This is a genomic window from Streptomyces sporangiiformans, assembly GCF_005768555.2.
Taxonomy (GTDB): domain Bacteria; phylum Actinomycetota; class Actinomycetes; order Streptomycetales; family Streptomycetaceae; genus Streptomyces; species Streptomyces sporangiiformans.
Map to the genome: position 1 here is coordinate 1 of NZ_VCHX02000109.1, position 14489 is coordinate 14489.

Genomic DNA, 14489 nt, shown 5'->3' on the forward strand with positions numbered 1-14489 from the left:
GGGACGCCGCGCGCGTCCCGGTCCGCGGGCTCACTGTCCTGTACGACGCCGAGTGCTCGCTCTGCACGTTCCTGCGCGACTGGCTCGTACGGCAGCGGCAGTTGGTGCCCCTCGAACTGGTTCCGGCCGGGTCGCAGGCCGCCCGGCGCCGCTATCCCGGGCTCGACCACGGGGCCACCCTCGACGAGATCACCGTCGTCGGCGACGCGGGCCAGGTCTACCGGGGCGCCGCGGCCTGGATCGTCACCCTGTGGGCGCTCTCCGAGCACCGTCCGACAGCCCATCGGCTGAGCACTCCGGCCGGGGCGAGGCTGGCGCGGGGCGTGGTGCTCGCCGCCGCGAAGTGGCGCGGCGCCCAGTGGCGTGAGGGCCGGCGGAGCGGGGCCCGGTGGGGCGGCCGCACCTACAGCCGTGGCGACGGGTGGGTGTACGACCCGAGCTGGGGCTGGGTCTACAACGCCCCCGGCTGCCACAACGGCGCCTGTTCCACTGGTTAGGCTCTGTTCCCGTGCCAGCAGCGAAAGACAGCAGTGCGAGCCAGGACGGCCCCGCCGAGTCGCGTACCCCCGCGAAGAGCGAGCAGACCCGGGCCCTGATCCTGGAGACGGCGATGCGCCTGTTCCAGGAGCGGGGTTACGACAAGACGACGATGCGGGCCATCGCCAAGGAAGCCGGGGTGTCCGTCGGCAACGCGTACTACTACTTCGCCGGCAAGGAGCATCTGATCCAGGGCTTCTACGACCGGATGGCCGCCGAGCACCGGGTGGCCGTCCGGACGGTCCTGGACCGGGAGACCGACTTGGAAGCCCGGATCGCCGGGGTGTTGAAGGCGTGGCTGGACGTGGCGACGCCGTACCACGAGTTCGCGGTGCAGTTCTTCAAGAACGCCGCCGACCCGGACAGCCCGCTCAGCCCGTTCTCGCCCGAGTCGGAACACGCGCGCACCGAGGCCATCGGAGTCTGCCGCGAGGTGCTCGTGGGCTCCAAGGCGAAGGTGCCGGAGGAACTGCGGGACGTCCTGCCGGAGTTGCTGTGGCTCTCCCAGATGGGGCTCGTCCTGTACTGGATCTTCGACCGCACCGAGGGCCGCGAGCGCAGCTACCGCCTCGCCGAACGCGGCGCCCGCCTCACCGCCCTGGGCGTCTCCCTGGCCCGTTTCCGCGTGCTGCGCCCGCTGGTTCGCGAGGTGCATGACCTCTTCACGGACTTCCTGCCGGGGATGACGAAAGCCTTCCCCGACCCGGCGGCGTCGTCCCAGGACAAGAGTCAGAGCAAGGACAAGGACAAGAGCAAGGACAAGGGCAGGGTCAGGGGCAGGCGCTTCGGCGCACGTGAGGAGTAGCGCCTGGGCGCGCGAGGAGTGCGCAAGGGCTAGCGCGAGGGGCGCCCGCCTCCGCGGCGGGCGCCCCTCTCACCGACTGCCCCTCAGTTCACCGCGTCCACCTCATCCGCCTCGAGCTCCACGTCGTACACCAGCGGCTCGTCGGACACGGACACCTGCCCCGCGCGGGCGGCGTACGAAGGAGCCGTCACCGTGAGCATGTACGTCCCCGGGAACGGCACCGCGACGATGTAGGAGCCGTCGGCCAGCGACGTCACACGGTCCAGCCGGCGGCCTCCCTGGGAGAGCAGGTTCAGCACGGCACCCTCGACCGGCTGCCCGTCCGCGCCGCGGACGAAGCCGTGGACCACCGAGCTGCCCGCCTCCCCGCCCTTGCCGAGAGGCACGCGCGCGTGGGCGCCGCCGTCCGGCACGCGCGCGTGCGGCACGTCCGTGCGTGCCTCCGCTTCCTCTTCCTCCCGTTCCTCCCCTTCCTCCCTGGGCTCCACCGCCAGATGGGGCAGCCGCTTCTCCAGCCACCCGGGCAGCCACCAGTTGGAGTTCCCCAGGAGGTGCATCGCGGCCGGCACCAGCGCCGTACGGAGGATGAACGCGTCCAGAGCGACCGCCGCGGCGAGGCCGATGCCCGCCATCGCGGCTTCGGGGTCGCCGCTCAGCACGAAGGCGAGGAAGACGCAGACCATGATCAGAGCGGCGCTGTTGATGACGCGGCTGGTCTCGGCGAGGCCCACGCGCACGGCGCGCGCGTTGTCCCGCGTGTGTACCCACTCCTCGTGCATCCGGCTCACCAGGAACACCTGGTAGTCCATCGACAGCCCGAAGAGCAGCGACAGCATGATGACCGGCAGGTAGGCGTTGATCGGCCCCTCCTTGCCGAGGCCGAACAGATCCAGGCCCCAGCCGTACTGGAAGACCGCGACGAGTACGCCGAACGAGGCCGCGGCCGCGACCAGGTTCATCACCGCGGCCGTCAACGGCACCACGAGGGAGCGGAAAGCGACCAGCAGGAGCAGGAAGCCGAGTCCGATGATCGCCGCGATGAAGTACGGCAACCGGTCTCCGGTCACGGTCGCGAAGTCCTTGGACACGGCCGTCACACCGCCGACATGGGCAGGCGCACCGGCGTCCGGGATCACCTCGTCCCGCAGGGTGTCGATGAGCCGGTCCGTCTGCTCGGACTGCGGTGAGGTGGTGGGCACGACCTGGATCACCGTGACGCCCCGGGCGGTCGGAGCCGCCGCGACCTGCGCGACGCCCTCGGTCGACCGGATGCGCGAGACGAGTCCATCGGCGTCGCCGCCGTCCGTGACCACCTGGAGCGGGCCGTTGAAGCCGGGCCCGAAACCCTCGGCGAGCAGGTCGTACGCCTGCCGGGTCGTCGACGACGCCTCGTGGTTGCCCTGGTCGGTGGCGCCGAGGCGCAGCGACAGCACGGGGAGCGCGAGCACGGCCATCACCACGACCGCGAGGGTGGCGATCGAGCGCGGGCGCCTTTGGACGTTCGAGGACCAGCGCACCGCGAGACCGCTCGCCTGCTCCCGTTCCGGCCCCGTGGCGGCGAGCCTGCGCCGCTGCCGGCGGCTGAGCACCCGAGTGCCGAGGAGGCCGAGCAGCGCGGGCAGCAGGGTGACCGCCGCGAGCACGCTCAGTACGACGGTGAGCGAGGTACCGATGACCACACCGTTCAGGAAACGCAGGTTCATCACGAGCATCCCGGCGAGCGCGATGCACACCGTGCCGCCCGCGAACAGCACCGCCCGGCCGGAGGTGTTGAGGGCCGCGACCGCCGCCTCCTCCGGCTTCATGCCCCGCAGGATGCTGCGCCGGTGCCGGGTGACGATGAACAGCGCGTAGTCGATGCCGACGCCGAGTCCGATCAGCGTGGCGAGCAGTGAGGCGAGTTCGGGGACGTTCGTGACATGGCTGAGCAGCTGGGTGGAGAGCAGCCCGGTGCCGACGCCGAAGACCGCGATGACGATCGGCACCAGCATCGCGAAGAGCGATCCGAAGGCCAGGAACAGGACGACCGCCGCCGCCGCGATGCCGACCAGCTCGGCGGTGCCGGTGGGCGGCTCCTGGATGCGTGTGATCGCCTGGCCGCCCAACTCGACCTGCAGACCGCCCCGTTGCGCGTCCTGTGCCGTGTCGACGACGTCCTGCACCAGTTCCTTGGGTACGGAGTTCGCCTGCTCGGCGAAGGTGACCTGGGCGTAGGCGATCTTCCCGTTCTCGCTGATCTGGGCCCCGCCCCGCGCGGTGTACGGGTTGGTGACCTCGCCCACGCCCTTCATCTCGCCGATCGCGGCGAGCGCCGGCTCGATCCGGGAGCGTACGGACTCGTCCCGTACGGTTCCGTCGTCGACCTTCCACACCACCGTGTCGGTGTCGCCCGACCTCTCGGGAAAGGCCTTCTTCATCAGGTCGTACGCGCGCGTGGAGTCCGTGTTCGGAAGGGAGAAGGTGTCCGCGTAGTTCGTGCCCGCGGTGGATCCCGCGAAGCCCAGCCCGAACAGCGCCCCCAGCCACAGCAACAGGACCACCAGCCGGTGCCGATAGCACCACCGTGCCAATGTCGTCACGCCTCAACGCTCCTTAGTCGGTCCGTCGGTCGGTCCCCCCAGGTCCTGCGGCTCAGCATCGGGGGCACCGCACGGGCGTGGACACGGCACGGCCATGACTCTCAAGGAACTCCAATGCGAAGGGCAGCCCCAACGGCCACTGCCCGCGCCGATACTGGGGCCATGACCGCTCACGAAGGAGCCACGGTCCTGGTGGTCGAGGACGAGCCGAGCATCGCGGACGTCCTCGCCATCGCCCTGCGCTACCACCGCTTCGAGGTGATGACGGCGGGCACCGTCCGCCAGGCGCTGACGCTCGCCGAGCGCACGCGCCCCGACGCAGCGCTCCTCGACGTGATGCTGCCGGACGGCGACGGCCGGACGCTCGGCCGCGAACTGCGCGTCGGGCGACCGGATCTGGCCCTGGTGTTCCTGACCGCGCGGGACGCGCCCGCGGAGATCGTCGGCGCGCTCGGCTTCGGCGACGACTACATCACCAAGCCGTTCAACATCGACGAGGTCGTCGCCCGGATCACCGCGGTCCTGCGCCGTACGCGATCCGACGACGTCCTCCCCCAGCGGCCGCCCCTGCGCTACGGCGACCTGGAGCTGGACGAGACGACGTACTCGGTGCGCCGCGCGGGCCGCACGGTGGAGCTCACCCCGACCGAGTACGCGCTGCTGCGTTTCCTGGTGCGCAACGGCGGGCGGATCGTGCCCAAGGAGCAACTCCTGCGCCACGTCTGGCAGTACGAGCACTCGGCCGAGTCGACCGTCGTGGAGACCTACATCAGCTATCTGCGGCGCAAGCTCGACGCTCTCGGCGCGCCCGTGATCACGACCCGCCGGGGTGTGGGGTACGGGCTCGCATGAGCATCCGCCACCGTCACCGCCATGGCATCCACTCGCTGCGCGGCGGGCTGGCACTGGCGAACGTGGCCCTGCTGGCGCTCGGCATCGTCGTGGCGACCGCGGTGAGCCTGATGGGCATGCGCGTCTACCTGCTCGACGGCATCGACACGGATCTGACCCGGACCCGCGACTCGATCGGCGGCACCCGGCTCACCATCGAGCAGATCGACTCGCTGAGCGCGCTGACGGCGCTGAGCGACAAGTTCGCGTCGGAGTCCTCCGGCCGCGATGCCGACGCGCCGGCACGGGACGCCGTCTTCGCGGCGCTGGACGCTCGGGGACGCCCGCTGACCCTCGGCAGTTTCGCGCCGACCGACGACCAGCGCGCGCTCGCCGCCGCCGTGGACGACCCGGCCGCCCTCGCCGCCGACGAGGAACCGCACGACGTCACGGTCAAGGGCACCCCGTTCCGGGTCACCGCGGCGTCCCTGGCCGACGGCACCACGGTGCTGATGGCCACGTCGACCGGCTCCGTGCACGAGGTCATCAGCAAGGCACTCAAGCTCGACCTCGCCGTCGGCACCCTGCTGCTCGCGCTGCTCGCCGTACTGACGATGATCAGTGTGAGCCGACGGATGCGCCCCCTGGAGGACATGGTGGAGACCTCGTCGGCGATCGCCGAGGGGGATCTGACCCGCCGCGTGCCCTCCAGCCGGCACCCGACCGAGGAGGTCGAGCAGTTGCGGCTCGCCCTCAACTCGATGCTGCACCAGGTCGAATCGGCGTACCGCACGCGCGAGCGCAGCGCGGCCCAGCTGCGCCGCTTCGTCGGCGACGCCTCGCACGAGCTGCGTACGCCGCTGTCGGCGATCCGCGGCTATCTCCAGCTGTACGACAAGGGAATGCTGAGCGATCCGGCCGAACGCAAGCGGGCCTGGGACCGGATGAACGGGGAGGTCGACCGCATGGGCCGGCTCGTCGACGAGCTGCTCACCCTGGCGCGCCTCGACCAGCAGCCCGAACTGCGCTTCAAGAACGTCGACTTGAGCCGTCTCGTCCGGGACGCGGCCGAGGACCTGCGGGCCCAGCAGCCCGACCGCCCGGTCTCGGTGGACGCCGACGGTGCCCTTCTCGTGCACGCCGACGAGTCGGGGCTGCGTCAGGTCCTGGGCAATCTCGTGGGGAACATACGGACGCACACGCCCGCCGACGTGCCGGTCACCCTCGGTCTGGGACGCCAGGACGGGACCGTACGACTGTGTGTCGCGGACGAGGGCCCCGGGCTGGCGGAGGAGGACGCGGCGCGGATCTTCGACCGGTTCTTCCGGACGGGCGGCGGCGCGGGCAGCGGTCTGGGAATGGCGATCGTGCAGGGCGTGGTGGCCGCGCACGGGGGCGAGGTGGCGGTGCGGACGGCTCCGGGCAAGGGGCTGGCGGTGACGGTGACGCTGCCGACGCGGACGTACGACTGACGGTCCGGCCTCCGGTGGCTAGCCCGCCGGCACGAGCGCCCACACGGTCTTGCCCTCTCTGCCCCGGCCCCACACGCCCCAGGCCGCCGTGAGGTGCTCGACGAGGTGCAGGCCGCGCCCGGACTCCGCCCCCTCCTCTCCGGCATCCTCGGTCGGCCGCGGGCTCGGCTGGACGGAACTCGCGTCGGAGACCTCGATGAAGCACGAGCCGTCGGCGAGCGCGGTCACCGCGACCTCGAACTCCCGCTCCTGGGGCTGTCCGTGACGTACCACGTTCGTCGCCAGCTCGGAGACGAGCAGGACGGCGTCCTCGAGCGCCGTTCCGTCCCGTCTGTGCCCCCAGTCCGCCAGATGGTCCCGCACCCGGCGCCGGGCGACCGCTACGGAGGCCGGATGCCGGGGCAGGCGGAAGGCGTTGCGTCTCAACACGTTTGCTCCCCCTCCAGCACACGCCTCCGTCACATCATGCTGGGTGGAGTGAACGCACCGCATCACGCCTGCAATCGTCAACCCCGCGTGAACGCGTCAATTCCAGAAGGGGCCTCACGGCCGGGAAAGGCGCCGATACCGTCACAAGTCGACCGCCGTACGGCTCCGTGCACCCCGTGCCGACTGGCCGGAATCCACCGGCGACGGCGCGGTGCGGTGCGGCCGAGACCTTGCCTCAGGCCTGCCGGGAGGCCAGCTGTACGACCGTGATGTCGGACGGTGCGCCCACGCGCGTGGGCGGGCCCCAGGCGCCCGCGCCACGGGTGACGTACAGCTGGGTGTCGCCGTAGCGCTCCAGGCCCGCCAGGGTCGGGTTGGCGAGTTCCGCGATGAAGTTGCCGGGCCAGAGCTGGCCGCCGTGGGTGTGGCCGGAGAGCTGGAGGTCCACGCCGTGGTCCACGGCCTCGTGGATCTGCACGGGCTGGTGGGCGAGCAGCACGCACGCGCGGGCCCGGTCCCGGTCGCCCAGCGCCTTCGCGAAGTCGGGCCCCTGTCCCTCGTCCTCGCCCGCCACGTCGTTGACGCCGGCGAGGTCGAAGCCGGCCAGCTCGGTCCGCGCGTTCTCCAGCGGCCTCAGGCCCAGTTCGCGTACGTGCTCGACCCACTGCTCGGCACCGGAGAAGTACTCGTGATTGCCGGTGACGAAGTACGCCCCGTGCCGCGCCCGCAGTTGAGCGAGCGGTGCGGCGGCGGGCCCCAGGTCCTTCACCGTGCCGTCGACGAGATCGCCGACGACCGCGATGAGGTCGGGCTGGGTCGAGTTGACGGTGTCGACGACCTTCTGGGCGAACCCGGGCCCGAGCAACGGCCCCAGGTGAACATCACTGACCACAGCGATCCGGAATCCGTGCGCGGACCGCGGCAATTTGGCCAGCGGCACGGTCACCCGCTTCACCTTCGGCCCCCGCAGTACCCCGTACGTCCCGTATCCGACCGTCCCCAGAGCGGCGGCCGCGGCGGCCCCGCCCACGACACGTGACACGAAGAGACGCCGCGAGGGACCACTGGGCGTGGTCGGCGGTCCGTCGGAAGACGCCGCGGCCTCCGAAACGCCGTCGGAGGCCCCGGCATTGCCCGCATCGGCGTCAGGCGCCGCGGGATCCTGTGGATCGCCGTCGGGTGTGCCCGCGGCCCCCGCGCCCACTGCGGCGGGCGCGGCGATCTCCACCGATCCGCGATCGTCCAGTGTCCTGGGCACCGCACGCCGCTCGAGGACCCGCCGCAGAACCGGCCGCACGACCTCCCCCACCAGCACGCCCAGCAAGAGGTAGATCGTCAGCGCCATCCACAGGAAGCCCGGCCAGCCCAGCAGCTGCTGGAGCCAGAACGGCGCGCCCGCCCGCTCGGTGGCGATCGCCGCGAACATGATCAGCGGCCCGGCGACGAACACCACCGTGCCCGCACGCCGGGCGAGTCCTCGCCGGGCCGTCGTGTCGCGCACCAGACGACGCCACACGTACCAGTGCATTCCGCCGAAGACGGCCAGGACGGCCACGGCGACCAGAAGAAAGACGATGACCACGCGGTGGCTCCCCGTTATGACAAGTGGCGCATGGCGCGAATACCGCGCAACCCGATGACCCCGATGACCGTCCCAAGGACAAAGGAGACAACGGCGAGCGTCAGGTGCACCCAGAAGTACCCGGTCGGATCGCCCGCGTCGTCGAACGCGAGCCCGCTCCCGTCCTTCCACAGGTTCTTGACGAAAGTGATCCAGATGACCCAGCTCCACACCCCGAAGGCGAGCAGGAACCAGGACACGGGACGGCTGAGCTTCATACGTTCAGTATCGCTGCCGTCGATCGGGCTCCGCCTCCGGGGTGGAGAGGGCGATGGGACTTCCCGGTCGGAGCCATGTACGTTCTCGACCGTGTCCGCCATGAAAAAGACCACCAAGTCGTCCTTGCTGGTCACTTCCGCCACCTTGCTGTCCTTGTCGCTCACCGCGGCCGCCACCGCGCCCGCCTTCGCGGACGGAACGCCGAGCCCGAAGGCCACGACCAAGCCGAGCACGTCGGCCAAGCCGAGCGCCACACCCCCGGCGAACATGTCGGCCGTGGGCGGCGCCCAGCTCGGCAAGGCCGGCACCCAGGCGAACCTCGGCGCCGGCGCCCCGGTCCTTCCGAAAGAGCTGAGCGCCCGTTCCTGGATCGTCGCGGACGCCGAGTCCGGCGACGTCCTGGCCTCGCACAACGCGCACTGGCGGCTGGCCCCCGCAAGCACCCTGAAGATGCTGTTCGCGGACACCCTGCTGCCGAAGTTCGACCGGACCGAGAAGCACAAGGTCGTGCCCTCCGACCTGGCGGGCATCGGCCCCGGCTCCAGCATGGTCGGCATAAAGGAGGACGAGACGTACACGGTCCACGATCTGTGGCTCGGCGTCTTCCTTCGCTCCGGCAACGACGCCGTCCGCGTCCTGTCCGCGATGAACGGCGGCGTCGACCAGACCGTCAAGGACATGAACGCGCACGCCGAGGAGCTTCAGGCCCTCGACACGCGCGTGGTCAGCCCGGACGGCTACGACGAGACGGGCCAGGTGTCATCGGCGTACGACCTGACCCTGTTCGCCCGCTCCGGCCTGCAGAAGAAGGACTTCCGGGAGTACTGCTCGACGGTACGCGCCCAGTTCCCTGGCGAGACCAAGAAGAACAAGAAGGGCAAGAAGACCCGCAAGTCCTTCGAGATCCAGAACACCAACCGGCTGCTGACGGGTGCCTACGACCTCGATGTCTACAAGGGCATCGCGGGTGTGAAGAACGGCAACACCTCGAACGCGGGCTCCACCTTCACCGGTGTCGCCGAACGCGACGGCAAGGTGTTGCTCGTCACCGTCATGAACCCCGAGAAGGAGGAGAGCAACGAGGTCTACAAGGAGACCGCTCGCCTCCTCGACTGGGGCTTCCAGGCATCGGGCAAGGTCGAGCCGGTGGGCGAGCTGGTGCCGCCGAAGGGCGCGGACACGGGCGCGCAGCCGGGTCCGGAGGCCTCCGGACAGGCGGGGGGATCCGGGGCCGGTGAGAAGCCCGTCGCCGCTTCGAAGAATGCGGGTTCGAGCGGTATGGGTATCGCGCTGGCGATCACCGGCGGCCTTCTCGTGCTCCTCGCGGCCGGCGCGTTCCTCGTCAACCGCCGCTGGCCGCTGCCCGACCTGATGCGCCGTCGCCCGCGCCCCTGACGTGCTTTCGGCGGGCGTCGGCCTCGGCGGCGTCCGCATCGTCTGCTTCATCGGCGTCGTCGGCGCGGGCTTCGGCGTCGTCGGCGGCGCGGGCTTCGGACTCGGACTCGGACTCGGACTCGGACTCGGCCTCGGCCTCGGCTTCCACTTCGGCTCGGGCTTCCTGCGAGGACTCCTCGGGGCCTTCCAAGGACTGCTCGGGGCCTTCCGTGTCTTCCGCGTCACCGGCGTCTTCGGAGGAGCCCTCCCCCGTCGCCGTCCAGGCGGCGCAGAAGAGCACGAGCTTCGCGGTGAAGTTGATCCACAGCAGCAGCGCCACGGGCACTCCGAAGGCGCCGTACATGTTCTTCGAGGCGACGCCGCTTATATAGCCGCTGAGCAGCAGCTTCAGCAGCTCGAACCCGACGGCCCCGATCAGTGCGGCGGTGAACAGACGGCGGCGGGGCGGCTCGACCCCGGGCAGCAGCGTCAGGGCGTACAGGAGGAGCAGGAAGTCGGCGAGGACGGCGATGGCGAACGCGGCGGCCTGCAGCAGTCCGCCGCTCAAGCCGGTCTCGTCGATGCCGAGCTGCCGGGCCGTCCAGCCGACCATCGTCGACGCGACGGTGGACGCCGCGAGCGTGACGAGCACGGCGCCACCGAGCCCGACGAGCACCCCGGCGTCCTTCGCCTTGCGCAGGAGGGGGTTCTCGTCGGGGTCGGGCAGCTCCCACACCGCCCGCAGGCATTCGCGCATGGAGCCGACCCAGCCGATGCCGATGAACAGCAGGACGGCGCCCGCGATGACGCCGACGGTGCCGGCGTTCTCCACCAGGCCATCGATGTCCAACTGGTCGGAGATACCCGGGATCTGATCGGCGATCTTGTCCTCGAGCTGGTTCAGCCGCTTCTTGTCCAGGGTCGCGGCGGTCACGGCGGCGGCGACGGTGATCAGCGGGAAGAGCGCGACGAAGCTGATGAAGGTCATCGCCGCCGAGAGCCGGGCCCACTTCACCCGGTCCAGGCGCTCGTACGAGCGCCACGCGTGTGTGGTCATCAGGCGCGCGACGACCGGCCCTATGCCAGGGAGCTTCTTCAGCCAGTCCATGATCCGATTCTGCCCTCGTTACGGCCCTCATGCCGGAAGACCAAGGACCGGGTACCCCAGAACCGCAGGACTGTAGCCAGCGCCATACCGACTCCCGCGCCCGAGATCGTGTCCGCGCGCTGCGAGGTGAACCCGAGGCCGTAGTGACTGACGGTGAGACACAGCAGCTGGACGAGGGCGCCCGCGATGTTCACCGCGAAGAAGATCCCGTACTGCCGCAGTCCACGTGCACTCGTGTGCCGGTAGGTGCCGAGCGCGTTGCCCGCGTACGCGACCGAGCAACCCGCCACGAATGACAGCGCCTTCGCGGTCAGTGGGTCCAGGCCCACGGGGCCACGCAGCCACACGAAGAGGGCGAGGTCGGCGGCGTACGCGAGGAGCCCGGCGGTCGCGAAGCCCAGCAGCTCCCCGGCCGCCGGGCGCCGCGTGTTGCTCACGAGTCCGTCCCGGGGTCGTGGCTCATCGGTCGGGCTCCGGCTCGTGGCTCACCAGTTGGCCACGGCCAGGCCGTACATCGCGAGCCACACCATGCCGATCAGCGCCAGCGCGCGGTCGCGCAGGACGACGTCCTCGGGTTCGCCCGCCGTGCCCCGGTCGGCGAAGACCGCGTACCGCAGGATCGCGAGAATGAAGGCGACCATCGACAGCTGCCGCCAGGGCAGCACGCTGGTGTGCGGCACACCGCCCTCCTCCATGGCCCACAGGCAGTAGGCGAGGACGGCGACGCCGGCCGCGAGCTGCCAGACGAACCGGAGGTAGCCCACCGTGTATTCCGTGAGCAACGCGCGCGTGGCGCCCGATTTCCCGGCCATCTGGACGGCCTCGGAGTAACGCTTGGCGGAGACCATGAACAGCGCGCCGAAGCCCGTCGTGATCAGGAACCAGCGCGACAGCGGAATGCCGAGCGCGAGCCCGCCGATCATCGCGCGCATCAGGAACCCGGTGGTCACCACGGCGAGATCGATGACGAGGACGTGCTTGAGGCTGACGCAGTACGCCAGTTGCATGCCCAGGTAGGCGATCAGCAGGGCCGAGGCGAGCGGCGAGCACAGGAAGGTGGCGGCGGTCGGGGCGGCGACGGCGAGGACTCCCCCGACGGCGTACGCGACAGGGACGGGCACCTGTCCGGCGGCGACCGGACGGTGGCACTTGACCGGATGGGCGCGGTCGGCGTCCGCGTCCCGCGCGTCGTTGACCAGGTAGACGGCGGCGGCGCAGGCCGTGAACAGGACGAAGACGAGCGCGACTTGGATGATCACATGGCGTGAGAAGAGCTCGCCCGCCGCCGCGGGAGCGGCGACCACGAGGACGTTCTTGACCCACTGCCTGGGGCGGGCCGTCCTGATCAGGCCCCTGAGGAGGCCGTATTTCCGCGAGGAGGGCGGCCGCTGCGGCGTTCTCTCCAGGAGTGCCGTTTCAGACATGGTCGCGGCCGCCCGTCAGCATCCAGCGGGTCCCTAGCCCGGCCATGAGACCGCCGAGGGCCGCGCCCGCCGCCACGTCCGAGGGATAGTGGACGCCGACGACGAGCCGCGAGACGCACATCGCGGCGGCCAGCGGCGCCACCACGCGCACGCCCAGTGCTCCGAAGGCCACGGTGGCCGCCGCCGCCGAGGTGGCGTGCGAACTGGGGAAGGAGTGCCGGCCGGCAGTGCGCACCAGGGGCTCGACGTGCCCGGGGCGCGGGCGGCGCACGAGCCGCTTCACGGCCATGCTGACGACGTGCGCGCTCGCGGTGAGAGCCGTGCCGCGCAGCCAGGCGCCGCGCCGCTCACGGTCCACCGCGGCGCCCACGACCCCGGCCGCGAGCCACAGTGTGCCGTGTTCTCCCGCCCAGGACAGGGCGCGTGCGGCGGCCGCGACGCGTGGGTCCGTGCCGCAACCGTGGAGGACCGTCAGCAGCCGGCGGTCCATGTCGTCGAGGTCGTCCATGTGGATTCACTGTTCACTGCCACCGCCGCAGAATTACGTCAATACTGGGCGACATCCAATTAATCACCCATTTCGGGGAGAGACGGTATATTTCATCCACTTCGTAAACAACCGCGCATATAGGGGCGATACGGTCACCGGTATGCCTGTCGACTCTCCGTACACCGCCGTTTCCGGTACCGGCCCCGTACCCGTCACCGGCTGGGGCCGCACCGCCCCCACGGCCGCCCGTCTGGTCCGCCCCCGTACGTACGAGGAGGCCGTGGCAGCCGTCCGGTCGTGCGGGGCCCGCGGAGGCATCGCACGAGGGCTGGGACGGGCGTACGGGGACGCGGCGCAGAACGCGGGCGGGGCCGTGCTCGACATGACCGGGCTGGACCGGGTTCACACCATCGACGCCGGCGGCGGCACGGTTCTGTGCGACGCCGGAGTCAGCCTGCACCGGCTGATGGAAGTCCTGCTGCCGCTCGGCTGGTTCGTGCCGGTGACGCCCGGCACCCGCTACGTGACGGTCGGCGGGGCGATCGGCGCCGACATCCACGGCAAGAACCACCACGTGTCCGGGTCGTTCACCCGCCATGTGCTCTCGCTGGACCTGCTGACCGCCGACGGTGAGATCCTTACGGTGAGCCGCGGCACCCCCCTGTTCGACGCCACCGCGGGCGGCATGGGCCTGACCGGCGTCATTCTCACGGCGACCGTCCGGCTTCAGCCCGTCGAGACCTCGCTGATGTCGGTCGACACCGAACGCGCCACGGACCTGGACGACTTGATGGCCCGCCTCACGGCCACCGACCACCGCTATCGCTACTCCGTCGCCTGGATCGATCTCCTGGCCCGCGGCAGGTCCATGGGGCGCTCGGTGCTGACGCGCGGCGACCACGCTCCCCTGGACGCCCTGCCCGACCGCACGCGCGCGCGTAGGGACCCACTGGCGTTCCGTCCGGGCCGCCTCCCCGCCGCGCCCGCCTTCGTCCCGGAGGGCCTGCTGGGCCGCACGACAGTGGGGCTCTTCAATGAGCTCTGGTACCGGAAGGCGCCACGCGCGCGTACCGGTGAGCTGCAGCGGATCTCCGCCTTCTTCCACCCGCTGGACGGCGTCCCGCACTGGAACCGCGTCTACGGGCGGGGTGGTTTCGTGCAGTACCAGTTCGTCGTCGGATACGGCCAGGAGGACGCACTGCGCCGGATCGTGCACCGGATCTCGCGGCGCCGCTGTCCCTCCTTCCTCGCCGTCCTGAAACGGTTCGGGGACGGCGACCCGGGCTGGCTCTCCTTCCCGATGCCCGGCTGGACCCTCGCCCTCGACATCCCGGCCAACCTGCCGGAGCTCGGCGGTTTCCTGGACGAGCTGGACGAGGAGGTCGCCGCGGCCGACGGACGGGTCTATCTCGCGAAGGACGCTCGGCTGCGGCCCGGCCTGCTCGCCTCGATGTATCCACGGCTCGACGAGTTCCGGGCACTGCGGGGCGAGTTGGACCCGGCCGGAGTCTTCACCTCGGATCTGGCCCGGCGTCTGGGGTTGTGAGCGGGCCCGGCGGTCCGGCGGCGCGGGCGCCCGCTCGGCCGCCTCGCGAGTTTG

General features: G+C 70.9%; 13 protein-coding genes and 1 pseudogene. 6 read left to right on the forward strand and 8 right to left on the reverse strand.

Translation table 11 applies throughout. The annotated features are described in order from the left end of the window. Together FGD71_RS12845 and FGD71_RS12850 are read left to right on the forward strand one after the other, a co-directional pair. Positions 1-497, forward strand: a 497-nt coding sequence (locus tag FGD71_RS12845) for a thiol-disulfide oxidoreductase DCC family protein (RefSeq protein WP_240436554.1), incomplete at its 5' end; no start/stop codon positions are given. A gap of 11 nt (positions 498-508) precedes the next feature. Beyond that, positions 509-1342: a TetR/AcrR family transcriptional regulator gene (locus FGD71_RS12850; protein ID WP_119100551.1), complete on the forward strand. Its 834-nt coding sequence runs from the start codon at positions 509-511 to the stop codon at positions 1340-1342. A gap of 83 nt (positions 1343-1425) precedes the next feature. Here FGD71_RS12850 and FGD71_RS12855 read toward each other — a convergent pair whose 3' ends face one another. Beyond that, positions 1426-3912, reverse strand: a complete 2487-nt coding sequence (locus FGD71_RS12855; protein ID WP_119100552.1) for an MMPL family transporter — start codon at positions 3910-3912, stop codon at positions 1426-1428. 171 nt (positions 3913-4083) lie between these two features. Here FGD71_RS12855 and FGD71_RS12860 point away from each other — a divergent pair, with 171 nt between their 5' ends. After that, the gene (locus tag FGD71_RS12860) at positions 4084-4773 is read left to right on the forward strand and encodes a response regulator transcription factor (RefSeq protein WP_119100553.1); all 690 of its coding nucleotides are present in this window, start codon (positions 4084-4086) and stop codon (positions 4771-4773) included. Beyond that, entirely contained in the window at positions 4770-6224 is a 1455-nt protein-coding gene (locus FGD71_RS12865) for a sensor histidine kinase (protein ID WP_119100554.1), read from the forward strand. The genes FGD71_RS12860 and FGD71_RS12865 overlap by 4 nt, the downstream gene beginning before the upstream one ends. Before the next feature lie 18 nt (positions 6225-6242). Here the strand turns inward: FGD71_RS12865 and FGD71_RS12870 are convergent, their stop codons facing one another. The 3 genes from FGD71_RS12870 to FGD71_RS48775 all read right to left on the reverse strand — a co-directional run bounded on the left by FGD71_RS12870 (position 6243) and on the right by FGD71_RS48775 (position 8492). Further along, positions 6243-6653: an ATP-binding protein gene (locus FGD71_RS12870; RefSeq protein ID WP_119100555.1), complete on the reverse strand. Its 411-nt coding sequence runs from the start codon at positions 6651-6653 to the stop codon at positions 6243-6245. Between the two features lie 235 nt (positions 6654-6888). Beyond that, positions 6889-8235, reverse strand: a complete 1347-nt coding sequence (locus FGD71_RS12875; protein ID WP_119100556.1) for a metallophosphoesterase — start codon at positions 8233-8235, stop codon at positions 6889-6891. 14 nt (positions 8236-8249) lie between these two features. Continuing rightward, entirely contained in the window at positions 8250-8492 is a 243-nt protein-coding gene (locus FGD71_RS48775) for an SCO4848 family membrane protein (protein ID WP_240436555.1), read from the reverse strand. Between the two features lie 100 nt (positions 8493-8592). On the opposite strand from FGD71_RS48775, the gene FGD71_RS12880 reads away from it, so the two are divergent. After that, entirely contained in the window at positions 8593-9888 is a 1296-nt protein-coding gene (locus tag FGD71_RS12880; RefSeq protein WP_420878281.1) for a D-alanyl-D-alanine carboxypeptidase family protein, read from the forward strand. Between the two features lie 211 nt (positions 9889-10099). Here the strand turns inward: FGD71_RS12880 and FGD71_RS12885 are convergent. The 4 genes and pseudogenes from FGD71_RS12885 to FGD71_RS12900 form a co-directional block, all read right to left on the reverse strand. Next, positions 10100-10975: pseudogene (locus tag FGD71_RS12885) on the reverse strand (YihY/virulence factor BrkB family protein); the annotation flags it as partial. Next, entirely contained in the window at positions 10963-11412 is a 450-nt protein-coding gene (locus FGD71_RS12890; protein ID WP_119100558.1) for a GtrA family protein, read from the reverse strand. The pseudogene FGD71_RS12885 and the gene FGD71_RS12890, both read right to left, overlap by 13 nt. Before the next feature lie 48 nt (positions 11413-11460). Beyond that, entirely contained in the window at positions 11461-12399 is a 939-nt protein-coding gene (locus FGD71_RS12895) for a decaprenyl-phosphate phosphoribosyltransferase (protein WP_119100559.1), read from the reverse strand. Continuing rightward, complete coding sequence (locus FGD71_RS12900; protein ID WP_119100560.1) at positions 12392-12907, reverse strand: phosphatase PAP2 family protein; 516 nt, start codon at positions 12905-12907, stop codon at positions 12392-12394. Before FGD71_RS12900 ends, FGD71_RS12895 begins: the two co-directional genes overlap by 8 nt. Before the next feature lie 142 nt (positions 12908-13049). Between FGD71_RS12900 and dprE1 the strand changes: the two genes are divergently transcribed. Continuing rightward, positions 13050-14435, forward strand: coding sequence for a decaprenylphosphoryl-beta-D-ribose oxidase (gene dprE1 / locus FGD71_RS12905; RefSeq protein ID WP_119100561.1), 1386 nt, complete (start codon positions 13050-13052; stop codon positions 14433-14435). Positions 14436-14489: the final 54 nt, after the last annotated feature.

Excerpts from the sequence above, each read along its gene's own strand:
- FGD71_RS12860 (WP_119100553.1), top strand. The coding sequence starts at position 4,084 with ATGACCGCTCACGAAGGAGCCACGGTCCTGGTGGTCGAGGACGAGCCG.
- FGD71_RS12900 (WP_119100560.1), bottom strand. The coding sequence starts at position 12,907 with ATGGACGACCTCGACGACATGGACCGCCGGCTGCTGACGGTCCTCCAC.
- dprE1 (WP_119100561.1), top strand. The coding sequence starts at position 13,050 with ATGCCTGTCGACTCTCCGTACACCGCCGTTTCCGGTACCGGCCCCGTA.
- FGD71_RS12895 (WP_119100559.1), bottom strand. The coding sequence starts at position 12,399 with ATGTCTGAAACGGCACTCCTGGAGAGAACGCCGCAGCGGCCGCCCTCC.
- FGD71_RS12880 (WP_420878281.1), top strand. The coding sequence starts at position 8,593 with ATGAAAAAGACCACCAAGTCGTCCTTGCTGGTCACTTCCGCCACCTTG.
- FGD71_RS12865 (WP_119100554.1), top strand. The coding sequence starts at position 4,770 with ATGAGCATCCGCCACCGTCACCGCCATGGCATCCACTCGCTGCGCGGC.
- FGD71_RS48775 (WP_240436555.1), bottom strand. The coding sequence starts at position 8,492 with ATGAAGCTCAGCCGTCCCGTGTCCTGGTTCCTGCTCGCCTTCGGGGTG.